Genomic DNA, 26,484 nt, shown 5'->3' with positions numbered 1-26,484 from the left:
TCACATCTCTGGCTCCGACTACCCTGCTGTAACATGGGGGCTGGCATTTTTCCTCTGCTATGTGCTGAACGGGTGACCCACTATGTATCTGAAATCCCTGACTGTGAGGGGCTTTAAGTCCTTTGCTTCGGCAACCGTTTTTGAGTTTGAACCCGGCTTGAATGTGCTGGTGGGGCCGAACGGGTCGGGTAAGTCCAACGTGGTGGACGCCCTAGCCTGGGTGATGGGTGCCCAGGGGGCAAAGGCCCTGCGCGGGGCCGCCATGAAGGATGTGATTTTTTCTGGAGGTGGGTCCCGGGGGGCGCTTGGGCGGGCCAAGGTTGAGCTGGTCATTGATAATTCGGACGGTTCCCTGCCCCTGCCTCACGCTGAGATTAAGCTGACCCGCACCATGTTTTCTGCGGGCGGTTCTGAGTATGACATCAATGGGGAGCCTGCCCGTCTGGCTGATATTCAGGAGCTCCTGGCTGATACCGGGGTGGGGCGGGAGCTCTACACCCTGGTAGGGCAGGGGCAGGTGGACCGGATTCTGCACGGCACGGCTGCTGACCGCCGGGAGCTCATCGAACAGGCAGCCGGCTTGCTCAAGCACCGCAAGCGCCAAAGCAAGACTGCAGGCAAACTGGAAGACCTGACCTCCCACCTTGATCGGCTTGAAGATCTGGCCTCAGAACTGGCTGACCAGCTGGAAGGACGCCGGGAGCAGGCAGAAGCCGCCCGGGTGGCTACCGAGGTGGCCGCCCGCGTCCGCACCCTCAGCGCAGACCTGCTGGCGCTGGACGCCCAGGCGGTAGCCGCAGAACGGGCTGATGAAGAGACTGCTGGCCAGGGGGCTGCCGAGGCTAGGGTCCGGGCTGAGGAGCGTGGGAAGAAGGCCCAGGACCGGCTCAAGGACCTCACCGACCAGGAAGCCCAGGTGCGTCAGAATCTGGCTGCAGTCACCCAGGATGCCGAAGGCCTCCAGGCCCTGATTCAGCGAGTTCAGGCCCTGGGGCTGGTCGCCCAGGAAAGGGCGAGTCAGGCTACCACCGGCCCGGACGACTCAGGGGCAGAAGACCGCTACCGTCGGGCCAAGGAGGCTCTTGAGGTCGAGCAGGAAACCCTGCGTGCAGCAGAAGAGCAAGAAGTAGGGGCAGAAGCTACCCGGACGCGGGCAGCCCAGGAACTCCAGGACGCCCAGGCCCGTCATACTCTGGCCCAGGAGGCCCTGGCTGAGGCTGAGGCTAAAAGCCAGGCCCACCGGGAGGAGCTGGCAGCAGCTACCCAGACCCTGGCATCTGCCCGGGCCGTCTTTGAACGGGCCCAAGAGGAGGCCGCCCGTCGGGCCCAGGAGCAGGAAGAACACACCCTCGCCCGGAGCCAGCGGGCCGGGGAACTGGCCCGGCGTCAAGAGAACCTAGGGCGGAGCGAGGCTGAACTCGCAGAGCTGAGAGAACAGGAGAAGTCTGCTCGGGAGGTTCGCCAGCAGGCTGGATCACTGGTTGAGCAGACCCGGGCCAACCTTCATCAAGCTGAAGTTAAGGTTGAGTCACTTCAGGCTCGGGTTGAGGCCCTAGAATCAGCCTGGGCACACGACGGCCAGGCCCTAGGGGACGATGTCAGCGCCAGGGAATTAGCACTGGAGCAGGGGGCCCAGGAGCTTATAGCTCTACTTGAAATTGAAACTGGATGGGAGAGGGCCGTCGGGGCCCTCCTTGGCCCTGCCCTCAGGGCCCTGGTGGTGGAAAAGCCGGGTGCCTCTTTGGAGGAAGTCTCAACCCTTCTCCCTGCCCATCGGGCTAATCACCTCAATGATCTGGAAAAACTACCTCAGGATATAGCTGACCTTGAAGGTTATCTGGCCCTGCCCCAGGTCGTCCAGGCCCCCCAAGGGGTCATGGATTCCCTCACCTACCTCTTCCCCCAGACCCTCTTCTGTGAGGATTTATCTAGCGCCCAGCGGCTCCTGGACACCTGGCCCCGGGCCCAGGCCGTGACCCGCCAGGGGGCCGTCCTGACCGCAGTCTCCCAGCTCCACCTAGCCGGGGCAGCTGACGCTGCCTCCCTGCACAGCCAACTAGCCCAGGCCCGCACCGATCTTGACCTGGCCCGGGCAGCTTCCCAGCAGGCTGGCACTGACTTTGAAGAGGCTCAGGCCGCCCGGGAGCAGGCCCGGTCGCGGGAACAGGAATTAGCCCGCGCTATCGGAACACTCGCCGCGTCCTGGGCAACAGAAAAAGCCGAGTTGGCTAGCCTCACCGGCAGGGAGGACGGCTCCACCGCCGAAGAACAGCGACTGGCGGAGGCTACCCGCCGGGCCCAGCAAGCCCTAACCCAGGCCCGGGAAAACCTAGAGCAAGCCGTAGACGCCCTAGAGAAACTGCGGGCTGAAGCCCCCCAGTATGATCTGGCCGCCCTGGGTAAAGCCGTCCACTCAACCGCCCAGCAGCTCCAGGAGGCTACCGCCGCCTCAACCGTCGCCGAGGCCACCTATACCTTTGCCCAGGAAAAGGCCCAGGAGGGCCGGGCCCGCCTCACCCAGGCGGCAGCCGCCCTTGAGGCTCTGAAGGAGGCGGACCGCAGCCTGGCTGAAGCGCGAGAAGAAGCCCGCCATAGGGCAGAAAAGGCCCGCGCCCTGCTGCTCAAAACAGAGGCCTACCAGCAGGCGGTGGAGCCCCTGCTGGTAGCTGCCCGTACCTCCCTCCAGAAGGCCCAGGCCCAGCGTGAAACCTTGGAACAGGACCTTGCTGACACCCGGCAGGACCTTCAGAACGCCCAAACCAGCCTGGCAGCATCGCTCACCCTCTACGCTGACTCGGCCACCCGCCGGGCCCGCGTCGAATCCCGCTGGGAGGCCCTGGAGGCACGGGCTGTCGAGGAATTCCACGTAGAGCTAGCTGACCTCATGGCGTCCCGCCAGGTCACGGAAGAAGACCGCCCGCATCTCGAAGCCAAACTCCGGCAGGACGAGGCCGAACTGGCCCGCCTGGGCGTCACCAACCCCCTGGCCCTGGAAGAATACAAGGCCCTGGAAGAACGCCACGCCTACCTCACCCAGCAGATCCAGGACATCAAGGCAAGCCGCTCCGACGTGCAAGCTGTGATGAAAGAGGTCAGTAGCCACATTGAAACGTCCTTTGACTCGGCCTTTGCTGACGTGCAGGAACACTTCACCAGTATTTTTGCCACCCTCTTCCCGGGCGGGCAGGGGCAGCTCGTCCTGTCTGACCCCAACGACCGGGACGCCAGCGGCATCGATATCCAGGTCAAACCGGCCGGGAAGAAAGTAACCCGCCTGTCCCTGCTCTCTGGCGGCGAGCGCACCCTGGCGTCCCTGGCCCTGCTGTTGGCCGTGTTTATGGCCCGGCCTGCCCCCTTCTACGTCCTGGACGAGGTGGAGGCTGCCTTGGATGACCGCAACCTGGGCCGTCTCTTGGAGGTTTTGGGGCAGTTGCGGCAGAAGTCCCAGCTGCTGATGATTACCCACCACCAGCGCACCATGGCTGAGGCTGATACCCTCTACGGTATTTCTATGCGGGATGGGGTGTCGACCGTCCTGTCGCACCGCATGGGGCAGTCTTAGCGCCTCGAAATCTGGCAAGCTATAGGGAATAGAAGGGCCCCGACCGGGTATGGTCGGGGCCCTGTTGTTGTGGGTTAGCTTTACCTGCCGGTATAGCCTTCGTCGGCGACGTCGGCAGGGAACTTGGGTTGTATGCCGGGAATCCAGCCGAGGGCGGCAATCAGCAGGAGGGCACCGGCAACGGCAAAGGCGGGGAAGAAACCGGCGGCATCGACGATGAGGCCAGCCACGAGGGGGCCAACGATGAGGCCAATATCGGAGACCATTTGGTAGTAGGCCAGGGGCTGGCCGCCGGAGCGTTTGTTGCCGACAACGTCAGAGACGGCTGCCTGCAGGGAGGGGCCGAGCAGGGCCGATGAGATGCCCAGGAGGACGGCGGCTGCCACGAAGACTCCGGCGTTGGTGATGGTGCCGAAGAGGATGGTGACGATTCCGGCCAGGAGGAGGCCGGAGAAGACCATGGGGCGGCGGCCTATGCGGTCGCCCATTTTGCCGGAGTAGATTTGCATGAGGGCGTTGCCCACGGCGTAGGTGGCTAGGGTGAATCCAGCGAGCTTGGCGCCAGCTACAGCGGGATCGTAGCCGGGTTCCCCGGCATGGCTGGCTGCCAGGAGGGCGACGGCGGCAAGGGGGACAACGCCAGATTGCAGGCCGAAAATAGACCAGCCGACGGCCAGGTTGGTGAAGAGGGCTGATCGGAAGTTGGTGAAGGAGAGGGCCTCTTTGAGGGTGAGTTCGGGCTTGGGGACGGCGATTCCCTGGGTGTTGAGGTTGACCTCCTGGGGTTCGTCTTTGAGTTGGGTGAAGATGACGATTGCTGCGAGAAGGAGCAGGGTGGCGTAGGCGAAGAAGGGTGCCCTCATGCCGAGGGAGGAGGCGGCGGCCCCGAGGACTGGGCCCAGGATGTTGCCCAGGAGGAAGGAGGTGGCGTAGTAGCCTGAGACTTTTCCGCGGATGGTGGGTGGGGAGTTGCGGACAAGGATTCCCATGGCGGCGACGGTGAACATGACTGAGCCGGTGCCTCCGACGATTCGGGAGGCGATGAGCATGGGGTAGTTGATGGAGAGGCCAGCGCCAATGGAGCCGAGGCCGACGATGATCAGGCCGGCTGCGTAGATTTTGCGTTCGCCGAAGCGGGTGATGAGTTTGCCGGAGGCTGGGGCGAAGGCAAGGCGGGAGAGGGCGAAGGCTGAGACGACGAAGGTGGCGGCCATGGCTCCGACGTCGAAGCTGCGGGCGAAGCCGGGTAGGACGGGGGCGACGAGGCCGTAGCCCAGGGCGATGAGGAAGGAGGCGGCGATGAGTACCTTGATTTGGGTGGGTACCTTGACCGGGGCCTGGGTTGGGGAGTGGGGGGAGGGGGCGCTGGTTTCTTGCCTGCGGTGTTCCTGGCGGACGGATTCGGGGATGATGGGGATCGCTCCGGTGTCCATGGAGGGGGTGGGGATATGTTTGCTCATGGGGCGGGTAGGTGGTGGGCTTTCGTCGGGTTTTTCTTCTGTACCGTATCTTAGCTCACAGAAGCTGGGGTCGGTGAGAGGCTGGGTGCAGAACTGCATATATGGAGATGTGGCGGGATGAGGGGGGGGCAGGACGGCCAGCGTCGGCAGTCTCCCAGGAGTCTTCGGGGCTGTCAGGTCTGGGGAGAATATGGCAAGCTAGAGGGGTGAATGATTCTCTGACTTTTATTGTGTATATCCTGCTCGGTGTGCTGATTTTAGCCGGTGTGCTGGTGGTGCTCCTGCGGGGACCCAAGGCCCCCAAGGGTGGCTACGAGGCAACCCGTGACTCTGATGACCAGCCCCAAGAGTCGCCGGGGGAGCCGGTTACCAGTATTGAGAAGCCAGCTTCGGCCCAGGGGCGCCTGGTACGCCTGCGTGCCCGTCTGGCCCGCTCCAACAACGTCCTGGGTAAGGGCCTTCTTGCTCTACTGACTCGCGACAAGATTGACCAGGACGTCTGGGACGAGGTTGAAGAAACCCTGCTCCTGGCAGATTTGGGGTCAGAGCCCACCACTCGCCTGGTGGAGGCCCTGCAGCAGCGGGTGAGGGTTGAAGGAACCGAGAACCCGGCTGCGGTTAAGCAGATGTTGCGTGAGGAACTTCTGAAGATTGTTGGGGAAGACACAGACCGTTCCCTGGCCCTGGACGGCGAGGGGGAGAACCCCGGCGTCGTTTTGGTTGTTGGCGTCAATGGCGTCGGTAAGACCACGACCGTGGGCAAGCTGGCCCGCGTCATGGTGGCTGAAGAGAAGAACCTTCTGCTCGGTGCTGCTGATACCTTCCGTGCGGCTGCCGCTGACCAGCTCCAGACCTGGGGCGATCGCGTCGGGGTTGATACCGTCCGTTCAGAGAAGGACGGGGCCGACCCTGCGTCCGTGGCCTTTGAGGCTATCCGTGAGGGTAAGGCCCGCGGGGTTGATACCGTCATGATTGATACCGCTGGCCGCCTGCAGAACAAGGCGGGCCTCATGGATCAGCTGGGCAAGATTAAGCGCGTGGTCGAGAAGGAAGCCCCGGTCACCGAGGTGCTCCTGGTCATTGACGCAACCACCGGCCAGAACGGCATGATTCAGGCCAAGGTCTTTTCTGAGGTTGTGCAGATTACCGGCATTGTGCTGACTAAGCTGGACGGCTCAGCTAAGGGTGGCATTGTGGTTGCCATCCAGGAGGAACTGGGTGTTCCCGTCAAGCTGATTGGCCTGGGTGAGGGCCCGGACGATCTGGCGCCCTTTGAGCCTGCCGCCTTTGTGGACGCCCTGCTGGACTAATCCAACCCGGCTGAGCACCTAGCTTCCCTCCCTGATACATCAGCAGTGAGAAGAACTAGCTGCCCTACAGACTCAGTGACCGCCTTTCGGGGCGGTCACTGTCTTTTAACCAGCCCTCTGCCTGGAATTTCCCCTGAAGATTCAAGGGGTAGGACGCCCAGGGGTCGGTTTAAATTTACATTCGAAACATGGCCGTAACCGGGGTTTTCCTGCCTGCAACAGGGGAGGGGAGCCTGTAACCGGGCAGTAACCCGAGCCACAAGCCCCTGAAACAGGAGGGGAGAACAATGAGGGTGTCACAACACATGAAAAGGGGCGCAGGAGCGTTTCCCTTGGACACATAAGACTCAAACAACAGGGTTTACGAAAGGGGTACCGGGTTATGGAACTGACCGCTAGTGATGTTTGGACCGTGGTTGCCGCGGCACTTGTTCTCTTTATGACACCAGGGCTTGCGCTGTTCTACAGCGGTATGACACGAGCAAAGTCTGCACTGAATATGATGATGATGTCGATCATCTCAATGGGTCTGGTGGGGGTCTGCTGGATCCTGTGGGGTTACAGCATGAGCGGTGGGGACGCCCTGATTCCCGATATCGTCGGATCGCCCTTCAACGATTTTGGTCTGTCAGCTACCCTGGCTGCCGGGGGCACCGATATGCTGGCAGTGGCCTTTAGCTCCACCTTCGCCATTATCGCCCTGGCTATTATTTCTGGGTCTATTGCAGACCGCGCCCGCTTCGGGGCCTGGTGCATTTTCGTTCCCCTCTGGCTGACCCTGGTTTACTGCCCCCTTGCCTTTATGGTCTGGGGCGGGGGCCTCTTCGGGGAAGAGGGAGCCATTGGTGCAATTTTCGGTGAGGCCATTGACTTCGCCGGTGGCCTGGTTATTCACATCAATGCCGGTGTGGCCGGCCTGATTCTGGCCCTGGTGCTGGGGGCCCGCAAGGGGTTCGGTACTGACCCCAACCAGCGTCCCCACTCCCTGCCCCTGGTCATGCTGGGCGCTGCCATTCTCTGGTTCGGCTGGTTCGGTTTCAACGTCGGTGCCGCCTCTGACGGGGCCCAGGCCGGTCTGATCTGGGTCAATACCCTGGCCGCCCCGGCAGCTGCCATGCTGGGCTGGAGTCTGCTGGAGCGCGTCCGCGACGGCCACGTCACATCCTTGGGCGCTGCCTCGGGTCTTGTCTCTGGCCTGGTCGCTATCACCCCGGCCTGTGCCAACGTCAGCCCCGTCGGCGCCCTGGCCCTGGGCTTCATCTCAGGTATCGCCTCCGGCTGGGCTGTTGGGCTCAAGTACCGCTTCGGCTACGACGACTCCCTGGACGTTGTCGGCGTCCACCTGGTCTCCGGTATCATCGGTACCCTGGCCCTGGGCTTCATCGCCACCCCCGAAACCGGCACCGCTGGCCTCTTCTACGGCGGCGGCCTGGGCCTGCTGATCACCCAGTCGGTCGCAACCATCATCTCCATGGTCTACTGCGCGGTTGTCACCCTCATCATCGTGATTCCGATCCACCGCACCATCGGCTTCCGTGTCACCGAAAAGCAGGAGGTCCAGGGTATTGACCTGGCCCAGCACGCTGAAACCGCCTACTCCATGTCATCAGGTACCTCAGGTGCCTTCGCACAGAAATAACCGGGAAAGGACGCGACCATGAAGCTGATTACAGCGCTGATTCAGCCTGAAAAGTTCGAAGAGATCCGTGAGGCCCTTGAAAGCTACGGGGTGGACGGCATGACCGTCTCAGAGGCCCAGGGCTACGGCCGCCAGAAGGGGCACATTGAGATTTACCGGGGTAAGGAATACTCGGTGCAGATGATCTCCAAGCTCCGCCTTGAAATCCTGGCCGATACCGACCGGGCCGGGGACATCATCGACCTGATCATTGCCACCGCCAATACCGGCAGCGCCGGGGACGGCAAGATCTGGGTCACCGGGGTCGAGGAGGTCGTCCGGGTCCGCACCGGCGAACGCGGAGTCTCCGCCATCTAAACCCTCACACTGGAATACAAAGCCAAGGACGGGCCTGCCCCACCATGCACGGTCATGGTGGGGCAGGCCCGTCCCCACCGCCAGCACACACACGAGCCACCGGGGCAGGGGAGGGTCGGCCGGTAGACTGGTGGTATGAAACTAGTGTCATGGAACGTAGATTCCCTCAACGCAGCCCTCACCAGCGAATCAGCCCGCGCCCTGCTCTCCCGCGACGTCTTCGCCACCCTCTCCACCCTCGAGGCCGACGTCATCGCCCTACAAGAAACCAAACTCTCCGCCAAGGGCCCCACCAACAAGCACCTTGAAGCCCTCTCCGGCTACTTCCCCGGCTACCAGGTAGCCTGGGTATCGTCCGACGAACCGGCCCGCAAGGGCTACGCCGGAACCATGTTCCTCTACCGCGAGGGCCTGACCCCCACCATCACCTACCCCCGCCTCGAAGCCCCCAGCACCATGGACTCCGAAGGCCGCATGATCACCCTCGAATTCGAGGACTTCTACGTCACCCAGGTCTACACCCCCAACGCCTCCGACGGCCTGCGCCGCCTGCCCGAACGCCAAATCTGGGACCGCCTCTACGCCGACTACCTGGCCACCCTCGACGCCCAGAAACCCGTCCTAGCCACCGGCGACTTCAACGTCGCCCACACCGAAATCGACCTCGCCAACCCTACTTCCAACCGCCGCTCACCCGGCTTCACCGACGAAGAACGCGAGGGATTCACCCACCTCCTCGCCCAGGGTTTCACCGACACCTTCCGCCACCAGCACGGGGACGTCACCGGGGCCTACACCTGGTGGGCCCAGCGCTCGCGTACCTCCAAGATCAATAACACCGGCTGGAGAATCGACTACTGGCTCGTCTCTAACCGGGTTGCTGACAAGGTGCTGGCCTCCGAGATGATTGATTCTGGCCCCCGTCAGGACCACACCCCGATCCTGCTGGAGATCGACCTCTAGCCGGGATAGGGGAGCGCAGCCTCCCTTCTAACCTTCCTAGTGCTCGGCCCCGCTTCCGTCCTTCCTGAACCCATTCACCAGGTGGGAACGGAAAGGACGGGGTGGGGCCACCTTTTTTCATTAGGATTTCTAAAGAGCTTAGATTAGGGACGCCATGTAAAATCTGTGTTATTTATGCAGGTCAAAGCCAGAATGTTTGAAAAAAGCCAAGGGAATGGCGCTAGTCTCAATAGGGGAGGGGGCGCAGTTGTAACGCCTGAAGCCCTCCCGGAAGCCTCCCTGACCCCATGTCTGATTTGGCGTGACCTGGGTAACTTCATATACTCATGAAGATACAAAGTTTATGCCAGATTTCACAGAGACAGGGGTGACCCACCCCGGCAGAGACAGAGGCATTGAACAGAGAACTGAAAGTTTGGGACCATGTTTAAGTACTTGCTCAGGCGATGTGTGACCTACCTGGTCATGATCTTCCTGACCACCACCGGCGGTTACTTCCTGGCGGTCACGACCCTCAACCCTGCCCTCCTGGAACAGGAACGAATCCCCCGCCCCACCCCGGAGCAGATTCAACGGAACTTCGCCTCCCTGAACCTCGACCCCACTATGAGCGCCTGGGACCGCTACGTTCAGTGGCTTACCAACGTCCTCTTCCACTGGGACTGGGGCCGCAGCCCCAACGGCGCCTTCGTCAATGCTGAATTCGGCCAGCGCGTCTGGGTTTCCACCCGCCTTTACATCGCAGCGATCCTCCTCAGCCTGGTCATCGGCGTTGCCCTGGGTGTCTACTCAGCAGCCCGCCAGTACAAGTTCTCAGACCGTGTCATCACCGGCTACTCCTACCTGGTCTACATCCTGCCCGCCCCTGTGGCCTACTTCCTGGTGCAGCTCGGGGCCGTTGCTATCAACACCATGGCAGGGGAGCGGGTCTTCTTCGTCACCGGTATCTCCTCGCCAGGCCTCACACCGGGCAGCTTCGAATACTGGGTTGATTTGGCAGCCCACTACATCGTGCCCACCTTCTGTATCACCATCTTCAGCTGGGGTGGCTACCAGATTGCCCAGCGCCAGTACCTGCTCGACAGCGTCAACGCAGACTTCGTGAGGACGGCCCGCGCCAAGGGCCTAACCCGCAACCAGGCGATTCGCCGCCACGCCCTGCGCGTCTCCTTCATCCCCGTCGTCCAGTCCATCGCCTTCACCATCCCCGCAATCTTTGCCGGTGGCTTCTTCGCCGAAGCAATTTTTGCCTGGCCGGGCATCGGCCTTTGGTCCATCCAGGCCATCGGCGCCCAGGACGTCAACGCCGCAGTAGCAACCATGGCCTACGGCTCCTTCATCTTCGCAGTCGGCGCAATTATCGCTGACATTGCCACCACCATCGTCGATCCCCGAGTGAGGATCTCATGAGTAACACCCCCTCCATTGACCACGACAACCTCACCGGTATCATCACCAGGGTTGATCCTGCTCAGGCTGACTTTGAGGTCATTAGTAAGAGCAAAATCATCTTCCGCCGCTTCATGCGTAACCGGGCAGCGGTAGCCGGTCTTGCCATCTTCATCCTGGTGATCCTCTTCGGCTTCTTCGGCGGTATCTTCGCCAAGTGGGACACCACCACCATCGACCCCCTCTACATGTCCACCGGCCCCAGCGCCGTCCACTGGTTCGGCACCACCAGCGCCGGAACCGATCTCTACGCCCAGATGGTCGAGGCCGTCCGCACCTCCGTCCTCATCGGCCTGATCGTCGGTGCCATCTCCGTCCTCTTCGCTGCCTTCTACGGGTGCGTCATGGCCTACTTCGGGGGCAAGGTTGATAAGACCATGCTCTTCATCCTCGAAAGCATGATGATGGCCCCCAACATTCTGATTGTTGCCATCGTCATCAACGGCGCTGGCGGCGAGTCCCTCCGGGAGAACCTGCCCGGCTGGCTCCTGCTGACCATCGTCCTGCTGATCTTCAACTGGATGTACACCGCCCGCGTCATCCGCGCCATGGCCATGTCCCTAATCTCCCGCGACTTCGTCAAGGCCGCCCGCTACATGGGCGTCCACCCCCTCAAGATCGTGTGGCGCCACCTGGTGCCCAACATCGGCTCCCTGCTGGTGCTGGAGTTCACCCGCGGTATCACCAACGCCATCCTGGCAGAGGTGTCCTACACCTTTATCGGTATCGGCGTGAAATACCCCAACTTCTCCCTCGGCTCCCTCATCTCACAGGCCTCCAGCCAGGTCAACACCCTCCCCTGGATGTTCTGGATCCCCCTGCTGTTCTTCTTCCTCCTGGTAGGGCCCCTCTCCCTGATGAATGACGGCCTCCGCGACGCCTTCGACCCCACCTCCCTGTCCGTCGGTAAAGTTAAGAAAAAGAAGAAGTAAATGAGCACTACACCAGTTCTGAGCGTCAAAGACCTCAACGTCAAGTTCAATACCGAAAACGGTATTGTCCACGCGGTGCGCGGTATTAACTTCGACCTGTACCCGGGCAAAACCCTCGGTATCGTGGGCGAATCAGGCTCCGGTAAATCGGTAGCCTCCATGGCTATCATGGGCCTGCACCCCACCACCGCAGACATCACCGGCTCCATCCAGTACAAGGGCCAGGAACTTCTGGGCCTGAGCGACAAGCAGATGTGCGATTACCGGGGCAAGGAAATCTCCATGGTTTTCCAGGATCCCCTTTCCTCCCTCACCCCGGTCTTCACCATTGGCCATCAGCTGGCTGAGGTCCTCAAGGTCCACAACAAGAACATGAGCGCCGCCGCCATCAAGGCCCGCTCTATTGAGCTGCTGACCCTGGTCGGTATTCCCTCACCCGAGGCCCGCCTCCGCTCCTTCCCCCACGAGTTTTCCGGCGGTATGCGCCAGCGCGTCATGATCGCCATGGCTATCGCCAACGACCCGCGCGTCCTGATTGCCGACGAACCCACCACCGCCCTGGACGTCACCATCCAGGCCCAGGTGCTGGAAGTCATGCAAAAGGCCCAAGAGGAAACCGGGGCAGCAACCATCATGATCACCCACGACCTGGGTATCGTCGCCGGCATGGCCGACGACATCATGGTCATGTACGCCGGTAAGGCCGTAGAACAGTCACCCGCCAAAGACCTCTACGCCCAGCCTGCCATGCCCTACACCATCGGCCTGCTCGGGGCAGTACCCCGCGTCGACCGCAAGGAAAAAGTCTCCCTGGTTCCCATTGAGGGCACCCCGCCCAACCTGCTCAAGCCGGTCGTCGGGTGCTCCTTCGCTGACCGCTGCCCCGTCGTCACCGACGCCTGCCGCCAGCAGGAACCCGAACTCCTCCAGGTACCCGGTGCCCACGAGCTTCACCGGGCTGCCTGCCACTATTCAGAAAAGTACCTCTCAGAACGTCCCGAACAGATGTTCCCCGTCCCTGAGATTCCCACCTCGGCCCTCGACGCTATGCCCCGCAGCCAGCGCAAGCCCGTCCTGGAACTCAAGGACGTCAAGAAGCACTTCCCCCTCATGAAGGGCGCCCTCATCAAGCGCCGGGTAGGCACCGTCAAGGCTGTCGACGGGGTCAGCTTCGATATCCGCGAGGGGGAGTGCTTCTCCATCGTCGGTGAATCAGGCTGCGGTAAAACCACCACCCTGCTCGAAATCATGGAGTTCTCCAACTCAACCGACGGAGAAATCACCATCGCCGGTGTCTCCAACAAGCAGGGCCTCAAGGGCAAAGACCTGATTGAGCTCCGCAAGAACCAGCAGATGGTCTTCCAGGATCCCACCGGGGCCCTCGACCCCCGCTTCACTGTCTACGAGATCCTGGCCGAGCCCCTGATCAACCAGGGCTGGTCCAAGCCCGACATCAAGCGCCGGGTCCTGGAACTCATGAAGACCGTTGGCCTGCAACCTGACCACGTCAACCGCTTCCCCAACCAGTTCTCAGGCGGCCAGCGCCAGCGCATTGGTATTGCCCGCGCCCTGGCCGTGAACCCCAAGCTGGTTGCCCTGGACGAACCCGTCTCAGCCCTGGACGTCTCCGTCCAGGCCGGCGTCATCAACCTCCTGGAAAAACTCCGCGCCGACCTGGGCCTCAGCTACCTGATGGTGGCCCACGACCTCGCCGTCGTCCGTCACGCCTCTGACCGCGTAGCCGTCATGTACCTGGGTAAAATTATTGAAATCGGGGACGTCGACGAAGTCTTTGACCGGCCCATCCACCCCTACACCCGGGCCCTGCTGTCAGCAATCCCCGTGCCTGACCCGGAAGTAGAAGCCACCCGCCAGCGAATCGTCCTGGAAGGTGACCTCCCCACCCCGGTCAACGCCCCGGTGGGCTGTGGCTTCTCAAGCCGCTGCCCCATCTACAAGCTTCTACCCGAAGATAAAAAGAAAAACTGTGCAGAGAACAAGCCTGAGCTACGCTCCGGCGGGGAAGATCACCTGTACGCCTGCCACTACCCGGACCACGCGGTAGAGACGCACACCCAGGCAGATCTGGTGTCCCACTAGACACCCTGCATAACCCACCTTACCCATAAGGAGAAGAACTATGACCAGCAAGATCGTGCTGAACCGCCGAACCCTGCTTCTGGGCACCGGAGCCCTGGGCGCCCTCGGCCTGCTGTCCGCCTGCGGCGGCTCAACCGGTAACACCACCAGCGCAGCTTCCGCCAGCATGGGCGCAGCCGGTGACGAGATCAAGGTAGAAATCAACGAGCAGGACGTTGCCAACCTGCAGACCGGTGGTACTTTCACCCTGCCCGTATCCTCCATCGGCCCCGACTTCAATATCAACTCCCAGAACGGCAACTCTGCAGACAGCGCCCTGGTGCTCTCAACCACCCACGCCAACATGGCAACCGGCCTCTGGCTCAGCAACTTTGACGGCAAGGAAGAAATCAACCCCGTCTTCTGTAAGAGCTACGAATCCCAAACCGTCGATGGGGTACAGACCATCTCCATCAAGCTCAACCCCGAGGCCAAGTTCAACGACGGCACCCCCATCGACATTGAGGCCCTGCGAACCTCCTGGAACGTCTTCAAGTCCACCGAGGGCGAGTACAACATCGTCACCTCCGGCATGTACGAGTACGTCGAATCCATCGAGGAAGACGGTGACCCCTTCAGCGTCAAGGTCACCATGCGTGAACCCTACTACCCGGCAACCAGCCTCTTCGGTAGCGTCCTGCACCCGGCTATGGCTGATCCTGCCGTCTTCAACGAGGGCTGGACCGATAACCCCAACCCCGACTACGGTATCGGCCCCTTCAAGCTGGAAGAATGGAACTCCTCCGAAAAGCGCTACTCCGTAGTCCCCAACGAGAACTGGCTGGGCGACAAGCCCCTGCTGGAACGTATTACCTTCCGCCAGATGGAAGCTTCCGCTGCCCGCGCGGCTTTCCGCAACGGTGAAATCGACGTGGTTAGCGCCCGCACCCTGGCAGCCTACAAGGACGTTGAGGGCACCGCTAACGCCGAGCCCCGTCGCTCCCTGCGTCTCTTCTCCGGCGGCCTCAACCTCAACCCTGCCCGTATTCAGGACGCAGCCCTGCGCCGCGCCATCTTTGCCGGTACCGACCGCAAGGCCCTGGCCGACGTCCGTTTCCAGGGTCTGAACTGGACTGAGGAAACCCCCGGCTCCATGCTGCTTCTGCCCGTATCTGAGTACTACCAGGACAACTTCCCGGCAGACCGCGGTGTTGAAGCAGCCCAGAAGATCCTGGAAGAGGCAGGCTACACCAAGAGCGGTGACTTCTACGCCAAGGACGGCGTCAACGCCAGCTTCAAGGTCACCAACTTCGGCGACGACCCCGGTGCAGCTGCCCTGGCCCAGACCATGGTCCAGCAGATGAAGACCATCGGTATCGAATGCTCCATCGACCAGCAGCCCGACGCCAACTTCGCCTCCATCGTGGGCAACCGCGAGTACGACATGACCTTCTCAGGTTTCACCGTCGGCTCTGACGCCACTACCTCAACCCGCCAGTTCTACCACTCCTCCAACCTGGATGGGGCCGCAGGTAACGCCGAAATCGACGCCATGATTGCTGAGATGGAAAAGATCGAGGACGACGCCGAGCGTAACGCCAAGTGCAACGAAATCGAAAAGAAGTTCATGGCTGAGTTTGCCACCCTGGGCACCGTCTTCAACGGCCCGGAGATCTTCTACTGCAAGACTGCCCTGGCTAACTACGGTGCCGCCATGTTCGGTAGCCCCCGCAGCAACCCCAACTCCTGGTCACGCGTTGGCTGGGTGAAGGCATAAGGGGCACCCTGACGCCAGCTGCCTGATTATGCAGGCTGGTTCCTCCCCGTGAGGAACCAGTACCCTCCCTGTACCCCCTCTTCCTGCTGGAAGAGGGGGTACAGGTATATTGAAAAAGAACAGGTGCCTGCTGGTTATTGCCAGCCAGGTATAAATATTTAGGTTTGCTGAATTATTGAAGGCAGAAATTGTTGTGTTACGGGGAGGGAAAAGTGCCCAAAAGTGCAGAAAACCGGTTTTTGTGCTGAAAATTACCTGCTAGAGTTTTCTCAATCACACAAAAAGGTGTGGCGAACATTAAGTTTTGCTTATTGAAGGGTGGCATTATGTCCTCTCGTATGAACCTCAACCGTCGTTCTTTCTTCCTCGTAACCGGCCTGGCAGGGGCAACCGGCCTCCTGGCCGCCTGTGGCGGAGGAACCGCCGGAACTTCCAGCGCCGCGTCCGCCTCAGCCGTTGCCGCTGGCGGGGATATCTCCCAGCTTGTTGCCATCAACGAGCAGGACCGCACCACCCTGCAGGCAGGGGGCACCCTTACCCTTGCCGTCCCTACCCTGGGCCCCAACTTCAACGTAGCCACCGCAACCGGCTACACCACCAGCAACCTCAACGTCATGGCTGCCGTTAACACCGCAACCGTCAGCGGCCTCTGGCGCACCAACGCCCTGGGCGAATACAGCGTCAACCCCGACTACTGCACTGCCTACGAGGCTAGCCTCACCGACGGCGTCCAGACCATCTCCATCAAGCTCAACCCCAACGCCAAGTTCAACGACGGCACCCCCATTGACATCAAGGCCCTGCAGGTCACCCACAAGACCCTGACCACTGAGGGCTACGACATCGTAGACTCCGGCGCCTACGTTCACATTGCCTCCATCGAAGAAGACGGTGACCCCTTCAGCGTCAAGGTCACCATGAGCGAACCCTACTTCCCGATCGAGGGCCTCTTCGGCACCGGCCTGGTGCACCCCGCCATGGAAGACGCCGCCATTTTCAACGAGGGCCTGCTGGACACCATCAACAACGACTACCTCTCTGGCCCCTACAAGGTCGAAAATTGGGATTCCGCCCAGAAGGTACTTACCGTCGTCCCCAACGAGAACTGGTGGGGCGTCAAGCCCCTGCTGGAGCGCATTACCTTCCGCCAGATGGAAACCTCAGCAGCCCGCGCTGCCTTCCGCAACGGCGAAATTGACGCCGTCTCAGCCTCCACCCTCACCGCCTACAACGATGTCTCAGGCGTGGCTGACACCGAGCCCCGCCGAGGCCAGAACCTCTACGCCGGTGGCCTCATGATCAACCCTGAGCGCCTGACCGACACTGCCCTGCGTCGCGCCATCTTCGCCGCTGTTGATCGCCAGGGCATTGCGGCCGTCCGCTTCAACGGCCTGAACTGGACCGAATCACTCCCCGGCTCCATGATGCTCATGCCCTTCGCCACCGACTACCAGGACAACTACCCGACCGAAACCGGGGCAGAGGTAGCCAAGAAGATTCTGACCGACGCCGGCTACACCCAGAACGGCGACTACATGGAAAGCTCCACCGGCAAGGCCAAGTTCGCCGTCACCACCTTCGGTGACGACTCCGTAGCAGCAGCCACCGCCCAGACCCTGGTACAGCAGATGAAGGCCGCCGGTATCGAATGCACCATCGACAACCAGCCTGACGCCAACTACTCAACCGTGATCGGTAACAAGGAATACGACGTCACCGTCTCTGGCTACGGCATTCTGGGTGAGGACGCCTCCGGCGCGGCTGAGTACTTCTACCACTCCTCAACCTACAACGGCATTGGCACCCCCGAGATCGATGAGATGGTAGACCGCCTCCGCACCATCGAATCCATGGAAGAACGCAACGCCCTGTCCAACGAGATTGAGAAGAAGCACATGGCAGAGGTTGCAACCATGGCCCCCATCTTCAACGGCCCCGAAATCGTGTTCTGCAAGACCAAGCTTGCTAACTACGGTGCCTTCCTCTTTGCCCGCCCCTACGCTAACCCCGACGTCTACATCAACGTCGGCTGGATGAAGAGCTAGTCCGGTAGCCGGGCCCTTCATGCTTGGTGGCTACTAGCGGTCTTCTGGTAGGCACCGAGACGGGCGCCTGTTCACCCCAACCCGGGGAGAACAGGCGCCCCTGGTCATTTGGGGGCGGGGCCTAGAATTCAGCTAGGCGCTCAGTCGGCCCGAAAGCACCCCCAGGTGGCCTGCTATACGTTATTCTTAATAGCTGATTCTCTAATGTACGGGCGGGCTCCTGGAGCCCGTGACGCCATCCAGCCACGAAAGTAGTGCAGACCCCGTGTTCAATTCACTCTCAGACCGGTTGACAGCAACCTTCAAAAACCTGCGCGGCAAAGGCAAGCTGACCGAAGCAGACATTGACGCAACAGTTCGCGAAATCCGCCGGGCCCTGCTGGACGCCGACGTCGCCGTCCCGGTCGTCCGCGAGTTCACCGCCCACATCAAAGAACGTGCCCTGGGTGCTGAAGTCTCTGAAGCCCTCAACCCCTCCCAGCAGATCGTCAAGATCGTCAACGAAGAGCTAGTCAACATCCTGGGTGGTCAGACCCGCCGCATCAACATGGCAAAGTCTGGCCCCACCATCATCATGCTGGCCGGTCTGCAGGGTGCCGGTAAGACCACCCTGGCCGGTAAGCTATCCCACTGGCTCAAAAAGCAGGGACACACCCCCATACTGGTGGCCTCTGACCTGCAGCGCCCCAACGCTGTCAACCAGCTCAAGGTGGTCGGTGAACGCGCTGGCGTGCCCGTCTACGCCCCCCACCCCGGTGTCACCAGTGAGTTCGACGTTCCCACCGGCGATCCCGTCCAGGTAGCCCGCGACGGTGTGGCCGAGGCCCGCGCCAAGCTGCACGATGTGGTCATTGTTGATACCGCAGGCCGCCTGGGTGTTGACGCCGAGCTCATGCAGCAGGCCCGCAACATCCGCGACGCCATTGAACCCAACGAGGTTCTCTTCGTCATTGACGCCATGATCGGCCAGGACGCCGTCAACACCGCCAACGCCTTCAACGAGGGCGTCGACTTTACCGGCGTTGTGCTGTCCAAGCTGGACGGCGACGCCCGCGGTGGTGCTGCCCTGTCGGTTGCCTCAGTGACCGGCAAGCCCATCATGTTTGCCTCAACCGGTGAAAACGTCACCGACTTTGAGCAGTTCCACCCCGACCGCATGGCCAGCCGTATTCTCGACATGGGTGACGTGCTCACCCTCATTGAGCAGGCCGAGCAGACCTGGGACAAGGCCGAAGCTGACCGCATGGCCAAGAAGTTCGTTGACCAGGAAGACTTCACCTTCGATGACTTCCTGGCCCAGATGCAGCAGATCCGCAAGATGGGATCCATGAAGAAGCTGCTCATGATGATGCCGGGTGCAGCCCAGATCCGTCAGCAGCTGGAGAACTTCGACGAGAAGGAAATCGACCGCGTCGAGGCGATTGTGCGCTCCATGACCCCGCACGAGCGCGTGGCTCCCAAGATTATTAACGGATCCCGTCGTGCCCGTATCGCCAAGGGTGCAGGTGTCACCGTCTCTGAGGTCAACATGCTCATGGAGCGGTTTGCCCAGGCCCAGAAGATGATGAAGAAGCTAGCCAGCGGCAATATGGCCGGTATGCCCGGTGGTATGCAGATGCCCGGTATGGCAGCTGCCGGTGGAGCCGCCCGCAAGAACAAGGGCAAGGGTAAAGCTAAGGGCAAGGCCCGCTCCGGCAACCCGGCCAAGCGCGCCCAGCAGGAGCAGGCAGCAGCAGCTAAGCAGCAGGCCGCTCTGGGGTCGGCCTTTGGTCAGCAGACTCAGGACATCAAGCCTGAGGACCTCAACTTGCCTAAGGGCTTCGAGAAGTTCCTCAAGTAATACCTAAAACGTGAGACGGGGGTAGGGCAGCGTCCTACCCCCGCCCCTGTTAAGCAGGGCAGGCAGGGGCAGTTCTGCTGAGAGAGTTCAGGGGCCCCACGGCCTTGGGGGTCGGCGGGTTGGCGCGGTACATTGGGTGTAATACCACCTGCGAATAAGGAGCCCAACCGTGGTCGATTCCTACCTGCCAGAAGAAGAGCTGAAAGCCTTTATTGCGACCCTGCCGACCCGTCGCCTCGCTGCGGGAGCCCTCATTCGGAACGAGGACGGGCACATGTTGGTGGTCAAACCCAACTATAAGGACGGCTGGACTATCCCGGGTGGAACCGTTGAAGCTGGCGAAGCCCCGCAGCCGGGTTGCTTCCGGGAGGTAGCTGAAGAGGTGGGCCTTGAGCTTGAACCTGGGCGGCTGCTGGTGATTTTCCACGGCTTGCAGATGGGGCTGTGGGGCGATTCCACCTACTACATTTACGACGCTGGGGTGCTGCCTGCAGGGGCTGAGATAACCCTCCAAGAGGAAGAATTAACCTCCTACGAGTGGGTTGCCCCAGCTGATCTCGACCGCTATTTTGGGCCCCGGCACGCCCACCGCCTGCGCGAAGCCTACCGGGCCCTGGAGACCGGGGCCGTCTACGAGTTCTCAAGCCAGGACATCTAGCCCTTTACCATTCATCATCGTCAAGGACAAAAGGTATGACAGATTCCCCGTTTGAACCTGCCACCCCACTGGGCCCCGTCCCGCTCCAAAACCTTCACTGGGTGCGGCTCCGTATTGCCATGGACGGGCAGACTGAGGGGTGGGCCCAGCTGGTCCCGGGGCATTATCGTGCCCTGATGGGGGAGAGCCGCCCAGACGACGGAACCCCCAGCCCTTCTACCGCTGAACCGGCTGACCTCGAACAGCAGATTCGCCAGCAACTGGATGAGCTCATCGGGGCTATCCGGGAGCAGGCCAGCAAGAACCGGGCAGAGTACACCGCCGATGACCTCAGCCAGGTTGAAGAGCTTGCAGCTGACCCCCAAAAGTTTGACGACCTGATCCAGAAAATTGTGGAGGTCGGGCACGAGGAACTTGAAGCTGAGCAGGGACATTCTGACGCAACCGTCAGCCCCGAGACAGCCGAAGAAGCTGACCCCGGGCCGTCCGCCAGCGACCACGACGAAACCGGCCAACTGGGATGGGATCTGACCACCGACCTGCCCGTCCTCCTGTCCAGTATGCAGGAGGTCAGCGTCTACGAGACCCAGGAGGGACGCGCCCAGGTTTACCTGCTCTGCCAGTGGGACCTAGGCCCGGGCCGACCGGAGAGTCTCACAGCAGTCACCACTGACCGGCAGGGCAACCTGAGCCTGGGCCGCCCCCTGGAGGACGTCCTTGCTGAAATGACTGACTACCTGCCTGGCCTGGGCGAGCGCATGGCCGTTGATGGGCCCGCCTTTGAGCACCTGGCTACCTTCTCCCAGGGAACCGACAGCATGACGCTCGACCCCCAGGGGGTTAGTGCCGCCCTGGTGGAGCTACCCATGACTGATATCCCCGCCTACCTGCACGAGGATTTGATGCACGGGCCTGTTGAGGCAGCCCCGGCTGATCGGGGCTGGTCCCTGGTGAGTGCAGACCCGGCAACCCTGGCCCACCTGCTTGAGGTCATGAACGTCTCTGCCATTGTGGTCGAGCAGACCCTGTGGTCCCAGAATCTGACCTTTATTCTGCCGGCTGATAACACCGGGCCGGAGCCGGGTAGCGTCACCGATTGGATGAACCGGGTGATGGGTACCCCAGATACCAGCCTGGTCGGTACGATCTTGACCTTCAGCTGGGCCCCGGAAGCCAAGCAGCTTGGCCCTATCTTCCCCTCCAACTCTGAGGCTGGGGACGAACTGTGGATGCTGCCCGGCGTCCTGCCCGAACCCCGTCAGACCCAACGCACCGGGGAGGACCTGGAACAGTTGATCTGGCTTTACGGGCTGGGGGAGCAGGCGGCCAACCGGTTTGAGAATTATGTGCGCGATACCTACAGCGTGGATGCCCTCGAATCAGCCCTCCAGGCCCTGGACCTCCCGCAGGAGATCTTGCAGGTAATCAACAGGAAAATCGAGATGGAGTCCTTTGCCGGGTACCAGCGTTTTGAGCCAGAAACCGGTGGTTTAGGGCGGCTTAAGGAGAGCCTGGGAGCCTACCCGAATGGGGAAGATACCCTCTCAAGTCTGAGCCGGGAAATCCGGAAACGCCCCTGGTTGATTGCTGCGGACGGTGCCGCCCAGCTGGGTGCCTCCGGGGCCTTGGCCCTGTGGGCAGCTCGGCGGTTGGCCACCGGGAAATCGGGTACCGCCGCTATGGTGGCTGCCGCTACCCTGGGGGCGACGGGGGCTGCTGAGTTGGCCCTGGCCCGGTTCTATCAGAAAATCCAGTCCCAGGAGAAGCCGGGCGATCCTATTCAGGGCCCGGTAGCCTACCACCGTCCCCTGTCAATCACCCAGGAACTCCGGGCCCAAATGTCAGCCCCTCGGCCTTCAGAGGCGGGGGACGATGAACCGTCCTCCCCTCGGGGAGTGGGCCGGGTCCGTGCCCTGGGGCAGAAAATGAGTCATAGGGTGAGTGCCGGAGCGAAGAAGCAGTTAGGCCGTTTCTTCGGCACAGACTAGGCCGAGCACCTGCTAATTCTTGGTGTAACTCAGCCGCCCGGGGGAATACAAGCAGGGGCGGCTGGGGTACATTGAGGGGGTGCCAACTCAGCGTTTTTCCTTTTCACAGATAGACCCCGACTGGGAGAGGCCCACCCCACCACCGGCGTCCTTACGCAAGGATCTGGTGGGGTGGCTCATTGTTCTGGGCGTTACCCTGCTGCTGAATGCCACCTACCATTCCGGGGGCTTTTTCGGCAGCGCCACCGACGATATCGTCAAGTCCTATCTGGTGGCCGGTGCCATGACCGTGCCCCTGATTTGGCGGCGTCGCTTTCCTCTGACCATGATGGTGCTGGCCACCCTGCTCTTTTTCTCCCTGAGTTTTGTCTCGGAGCTGGCGGGAGTCACCCTGACCTATCAGCTGTCGTATTTTGCTGTGCTCTATGCTGGTATCGCCTGGGGGAAGAACCGGTATCTGACCTGGGTAACCTATGCCCTGGTCTGCCTCTTCTCTGCGGTGAGCCTGGTTGTGTACTGGGTGACTACTGACTCCGTGATGCAGCTGAGCGGGGTGGAAGAATACAGTGGCGGGATTTTTGACCAGGCTACTGCCTTCTTTGTGATGAACGTGGTGACCAACATTTTCTACTTTGGGTGCGCTGCCATCATGGGCCGCACGTCCTGGAACCAGGCCTACCAGCGGACGGTGCTGGCCTCCCAGGCCCTCCAGCTTGAGGTGCAGGCTGAGCAGATGGCCCAGGACGCGGTGACCCGGGACCGGCTGCGGATTGCCCGGGAGCTCCACGACTCGGTAGGTCACCATGTCACCTCTATGGGGGTTCAGGCGGCAGCTGCCCGCCGGGCCCTGACCAAGAGGCCGGAGCTGGCCGCCGAGCCTCTGGCTAATATCGAAAAACTAGCCCGGTCCTCCGTCACGGAAATGAAGAACCTGATTCGGGTGCTAAGAGCCCCGGGGGAGGCCGAACAGGGGGCCGGGCCCGCGAAGGAGCCCCAGATTGACTCTATTTTTGAATTGGCCCAACAGGTGGGTAAGGCTGGGGTGGAGACCCAGGTGACGGTGAGTGAGCGCGATCTTTTGAGGCTCACCGGCCTCCAGCAGGGAACCCAGCTGTCGATTTATCGCATGGCCCAGGAGGCCCTGACCAACGTGCGGAAACACTCTGCTGCCCGCACGGCTACCGTCGCCCTTCGCACCGGCGGGAAGCCTGGCCACCACTGGGCTGAACTGGAAGTGACGGACGACGGCCAGGGCACCAGTAGCCAGGGGGCAGAGGGACAGGAGTTTATCCCTGGCCCCGGTAGCCAGGGGTACGGCCTGCAAGGTATCCGGGAACGGGCAGCAGCCCTGGGCGGCACCTCCTGGGTGGGGCACCGGCGGGGTGCTCCCGGCTGGAAAGTCCAGGTGAGGTTCCCCATCGATCTCGACGACGACAATGACACTTCAACCCTAGGAAGACCCCATGACGCTTAAGGTTCTACTCGCAGACGACCAAGATATGGTCCGTTCCGGCTTCTCCCTGATTCTCTCGATGGAGGACGATATTGAGGTGGTGGGCCAGGCCCGCAACGGGGCTGAAGCCCTGGACCTGGCCACTGCCCTCCGCCCTGACGTGGTGCTGATGGATGTCCAAATGCCCGTCATGGACGGAATCACCGCCACCGCCGCCATCACCGAGGCCCTGCCGGGCACTGCCGTCCTGATACTGACTACCTTTGACCGCGAGGACTACCTTTTCTCCGCCCTCAAGGCTGGGGCCAGCGGCTTCCTGCTCAAAACATCGGACGCCGATGACCTGGTTGAAGCTATCCGTAAGGTTGCTGGCGGTCTGGCCCTGCTCTCGCCCGAAATGACCGTGCCCCTGATTGCCCGCTTTGTGGAACAGGCCAAGGGGCAGGACGCCGCCGCCCAGGCAGGTAGCTCAGGGGCGGTCAAGAGCGGGGGAGTACGCTCCGCCCAGGAGCTGAGCCCCGAGGACGCCTTCGCCTTGGGGGCCCTGACCCCGCGCGAGAAGGAAACCTTAGAGCTTCTCGCCCAGGGCCTGACCAACGCAGAGATTGCTGAAAAACTCTTCCTCGGGGCAGCGACCGTCAAGACCCACGTCTCTAATATTCTGGCCAAGACCCACAGCCGCGACCGCGTCGGTGCCGTGATCTTTGCCCACCGGGTTGGGTTAGCCTAGATTCTCAACCCAGCTTCTCAGCGTCCGCCCACAATCTCCCCCGCCCGGCTCCACCCGGCGGGGGAGTTGTTATGCTCACAGCCTTCCTAGACTTGAGGTACAAGCTACCCAAAGGAAGTGCCCCATGACTGACCGAACCATAGAAGTGCGTGACCTCACCAAGGTCTACGGCAGCGGCCCCGGTGCCACCACCGCTGTAGAAAAGGTGAGTTTTACCGTTCAACCCGGCTCTATGACCGGCTTCCTCGGCGCTAACGGCGCAGGTAAAACCACCACCATGCGCATGATCATGGGCCTGCTCGAACCCACCGAAGGGCAGGTACTCTACGGCGGCCGTCCCATTACCGCCGCAGACCGCGCGGGTTTTGGCTACATGCCCGAAGAACGCGGCCTCTACCCCAAACAGGCTATCCTTGCCCAGCTCGTCTACCTGGGCCAGCTGCGCGGTATGAGCGCCAGCACCGCCCGCACCATCGCTACCGACCACCTCACCGAACTGGGGCTGGGGGAGCGGCTGAACGACAAGCTCGAATCCCTCTCCCTCGGCAACCAGCAGCGGGTGCAGATCGTAGCCTCTATCCTGCACCAGCCCACCGCCCTGATTCTTGACGAACCCTTCTCTGGCCTTGACCCTAAAGCCGTAGACACCATGGTCTCCATGATGCGCGAGCTCATGCGGGGCGGGGTCCCCATCCTTTTCTCATCCCACCAGCTAGACCTGGTTGACCGTCTCTGCGACCGCGTCGTTATTCTGCACGGCGGAACCGTCCGCGCCAGCGGCAACGCCACCGAACTGCGTGAATCAGGTACCCCCCGCTACATTTACCGGGGCGGGGCGGACGCCGCCTGGCTCCGCGATCTGGCTGGGATCAACGTCCTCGACGTCTCCGGCACCGACGCCGTCCTCGAACTGGCCCCCGGCGCTGACCTGGCCAGCGTCCGCCACCAAATCCTGAGCGCAGGACTTCACCACGACATGCACGAGTTCTCCCGCCAGCTCCCCACCCTCGGCGACATCTACCGAAAGGTCACCGGCCAATGAACACCGCACCCACCCGCCCCAGTACCGCCCCCAAAAACGCCTGGCAAATCGTCGCAACCCGCGAAATCATGGTCAAGCTGCGCGACAAATCCTTCATCGGCGGAACCATCTTCTCCCTCGTCATCATCCTGGCAGCAATCCTCATCCCTTACTTTATGAGCTCGGGGTCAACCGATTACACCGTAGCCACCAGCGACGACCGAGCCACCTCCTTCATCGCGTCCGCTGAAGCCAGCAGCGACGAGAACACCAGCTACACCGCCACCCAGGTCGACAGCGCGGACGCCGCCCGCACCCTCGTTGCCGACGGGGACGCGGACGCCTACCTCGCCCCCACAGACCAGGGCTGGGAACTCGTCTTTGACTCTTCCCCCGACAACAGCCTGGTCACTGAACTGAGCGCCGTTATCACCTCCACCGTTACAGCCGAAAACGCAGCTGCCGCAGGCGTTGACCTCGAAGCCCTGGCCGCAGGAACCCAGGTGACCACCAGCGTCCTCTCCGGCAACAGCAATGCAGGGCTGGCCTTCCTTATCGCCATGGTCTTCGCCATGATTTTCTACATGACCACCGTGCTCTTCGGCGTAGCCATCGCCAACTCCGTGGTCGAAGAAAAACAAAACCGTATCGTCGAAATCATCGCCACCGCCATCCCCCTCAGCCAGCTCCTGGCCGGAAAAATCGTGGGCAATATCGTGCTCGCCATCTTGCAAGTAGCCATCTACGCAGTCGCCGGCCTCATCGGCATGCAAATCACCGGGAGCGCCTCAGAATTCGGCTGGATCCTGCCCTCAGCAGGCTGGTTCGCCCTGTTCTACGTCGTTGGCTTCGCAGCTATCGCCACCATCTGGGCAGCCGTCGGCGCCATGGCCGCCCGCACCGAGGACATCACCAACCTCTCCAACCCCATCACCATGGTGCTCATCGCAGCCCTCTTCGCCGGTATCTATGCCTCCGGAACCTGGCTCAAGGTCGTCTCTTTCGTTCCTGTCCTGTCTTCCATTGCCATGCCCCGCCGTCTGCTGCTGGAGGACGTCGCCGTGTGGGAGCCGATGCTCGCCCTGACCCTCACCCTGGCCACAGCCCTCCTTCTTACCCGTCTCGGCGCCCGTATCTACCGCGCCAACATCATGCGCGGCGGCACCTCGGTGAGCTGGAAGCAGGCTCTTAAGAAATAAAACGGTCAGCTTGCTCACAACA

General features: G+C 61.7%; 18 protein-coding genes. 17 read left to right on the top strand and 1 reads right to left on the bottom strand.

What is annotated here, in order from left to right; all coding sequences use genetic code 11:
* The first annotated feature begins 82 nt into the window (after positions 1 to 82).
* A complete protein-coding gene (gene smc / locus L7A15_RS01180) occupies positions 83 to 3,562 on the top strand; it encodes a chromosome segregation protein SMC (RefSeq protein ID WP_237207908.1) in 3,480 nt (1,159 codons plus the stop codon).
* Positions 3,563 to 3,642: 80 nt separating this feature from the next.
* Here the strand turns inward: smc and L7A15_RS01175 are convergent, their stop codons facing one another.
* Positions 3,643 to 5,022, bottom strand: coding sequence for an MFS transporter (locus tag L7A15_RS01175; protein WP_237201214.1), 1,380 nt, complete (start codon positions 5,020 to 5,022; stop codon positions 3,643 to 3,645).
* 206 nt (positions 5,023 to 5,228) lie between these two features.
* Between L7A15_RS01175 and ftsY the strand changes: the two genes are divergently transcribed.
* From ftsY to L7A15_RS01095, 16 genes are all read left to right on the top strand, one after another.
* Positions 5,229 to 6,332, top strand: a complete 1,104-nt coding sequence (gene ftsY / locus L7A15_RS01170) for a signal recognition particle-docking protein FtsY (RefSeq protein ID WP_237188123.1) — start codon at positions 5,229 to 5,231, stop codon at positions 6,330 to 6,332.
* A 382-nt stretch (positions 6,333 to 6,714) separates the two neighbouring features.
* Positions 6,715 to 7,971, top strand: coding sequence for an ammonium transporter (locus L7A15_RS01165; RefSeq protein ID WP_237201216.1), 1,257 nt, complete (start codon positions 6,715 to 6,717; stop codon positions 7,969 to 7,971).
* Between the two features lie 18 nt (positions 7,972 to 7,989).
* On the top strand, positions 7,990 to 8,328 hold the full coding sequence (locus tag L7A15_RS01160; protein ID WP_237201217.1) for a P-II family nitrogen regulator: 339 nt from the start codon (positions 7,990 to 7,992) through the stop codon (positions 8,326 to 8,328).
* 135 nt (positions 8,329 to 8,463) lie between these two features.
* Positions 8,464 to 9,291 (top strand): exodeoxyribonuclease III, encoded by an 828-nt coding sequence (locus L7A15_RS01155; protein ID WP_237207907.1) that lies wholly within the window; start codon positions 8,464 to 8,466, stop codon positions 9,289 to 9,291.
* A gap of 423 nt (positions 9,292 to 9,714) precedes the next feature.
* A complete protein-coding gene (locus tag L7A15_RS01150) occupies positions 9,715 to 10,701 on the top strand; it encodes an ABC transporter permease (protein ID WP_237188127.1) in 987 nt (328 codons plus the stop codon).
* Entirely contained in the window at positions 10,698 to 11,672 is a 975-nt protein-coding gene (locus tag L7A15_RS01145; protein ID WP_237188128.1) for an ABC transporter permease, read from the top strand. Before L7A15_RS01150 ends, L7A15_RS01145 begins: the two co-directional genes overlap by 4 nt.
* Positions 11,673 to 13,772 (top strand): ABC transporter ATP-binding protein, encoded by a 2,100-nt coding sequence (locus L7A15_RS01140; RefSeq protein ID WP_237207906.1) that lies wholly within the window; start codon positions 11,673 to 11,675, stop codon positions 13,770 to 13,772.
* Between the two features lie 40 nt (positions 13,773 to 13,812).
* Positions 13,813 to 15,528, top strand: a complete 1,716-nt coding sequence (locus L7A15_RS01135) for an ABC transporter family substrate-binding protein (protein WP_237207905.1) — start codon at positions 13,813 to 13,815, stop codon at positions 15,526 to 15,528.
* A 326-nt stretch (positions 15,529 to 15,854) separates the two neighbouring features.
* A complete protein-coding gene (locus L7A15_RS01130; RefSeq protein ID WP_237207904.1) occupies positions 15,855 to 17,573 on the top strand; it encodes an ABC transporter family substrate-binding protein in 1,719 nt (572 codons plus the stop codon).
* Positions 17,574 to 17,838: 265 nt separating this feature from the next.
* On the top strand, positions 17,839 to 19,413 hold the full coding sequence (gene ffh / locus L7A15_RS01125) for a signal recognition particle protein (RefSeq protein WP_237188132.1): 1,575 nt from the start codon (positions 17,839 to 17,841) through the stop codon (positions 19,411 to 19,413).
* A 169-nt stretch (positions 19,414 to 19,582) separates the two neighbouring features.
* Positions 19,583 to 20,071: an NUDIX domain-containing protein gene (locus L7A15_RS01120; RefSeq protein ID WP_237188133.1), complete on the top strand. Its 489-nt coding sequence runs from the start codon at positions 19,583 to 19,585 to the stop codon at positions 20,069 to 20,071.
* Positions 20,072 to 20,106: 35 nt separating this feature from the next.
* Positions 20,107 to 22,059, top strand: coding sequence for a hypothetical protein (locus L7A15_RS01115; protein ID WP_237207903.1), 1,953 nt, complete (start codon positions 20,107 to 20,109; stop codon positions 22,057 to 22,059).
* A gap of 79 nt (positions 22,060 to 22,138) precedes the next feature.
* Positions 22,139 to 23,533: a sensor histidine kinase gene (locus L7A15_RS01110; RefSeq protein WP_237188135.1), complete on the top strand. Its 1,395-nt coding sequence runs from the start codon at positions 22,139 to 22,141 to the stop codon at positions 23,531 to 23,533.
* A complete protein-coding gene (locus L7A15_RS01105; RefSeq protein WP_237188136.1) occupies positions 23,523 to 24,242 on the top strand; it encodes a response regulator transcription factor in 720 nt (239 codons plus the stop codon). The genes L7A15_RS01110 and L7A15_RS01105 overlap by 11 nt, the downstream gene beginning before the upstream one ends.
* A 124-nt stretch (positions 24,243 to 24,366) precedes the next feature.
* Positions 24,367 to 25,284 carry an ABC transporter ATP-binding protein gene (locus tag L7A15_RS01100; protein ID WP_237188137.1) on the top strand — a complete coding sequence of 306 codons (918 nt, stop codon included), beginning with the start codon at positions 24,367 to 24,369 and terminating at the stop codon, positions 25,282 to 25,284.
* Positions 25,281 to 26,462, top strand: a complete 1,182-nt coding sequence (locus L7A15_RS01095; RefSeq protein ID WP_237188138.1) for an ABC transporter permease — start codon at positions 25,281 to 25,283, stop codon at positions 26,460 to 26,462. The genes L7A15_RS01100 and L7A15_RS01095 overlap by 4 nt, the downstream gene beginning before the upstream one ends.
* The last annotated feature ends 22 nt before the right edge of the window (positions 26,463 to 26,484 follow it).

The organism is Rothia nasimurium, from assembly GCF_928391935.1.
Taxonomy (GTDB): Bacteria; Actinomycetota; Actinomycetes; order Actinomycetales; family Micrococcaceae; genus Rothia; species Rothia nasimurium_D.
The sequence above is the reverse complement of the archived record's forward strand: the minus strand, read 5'-3'. Positions and strand labels throughout refer to the sequence as shown.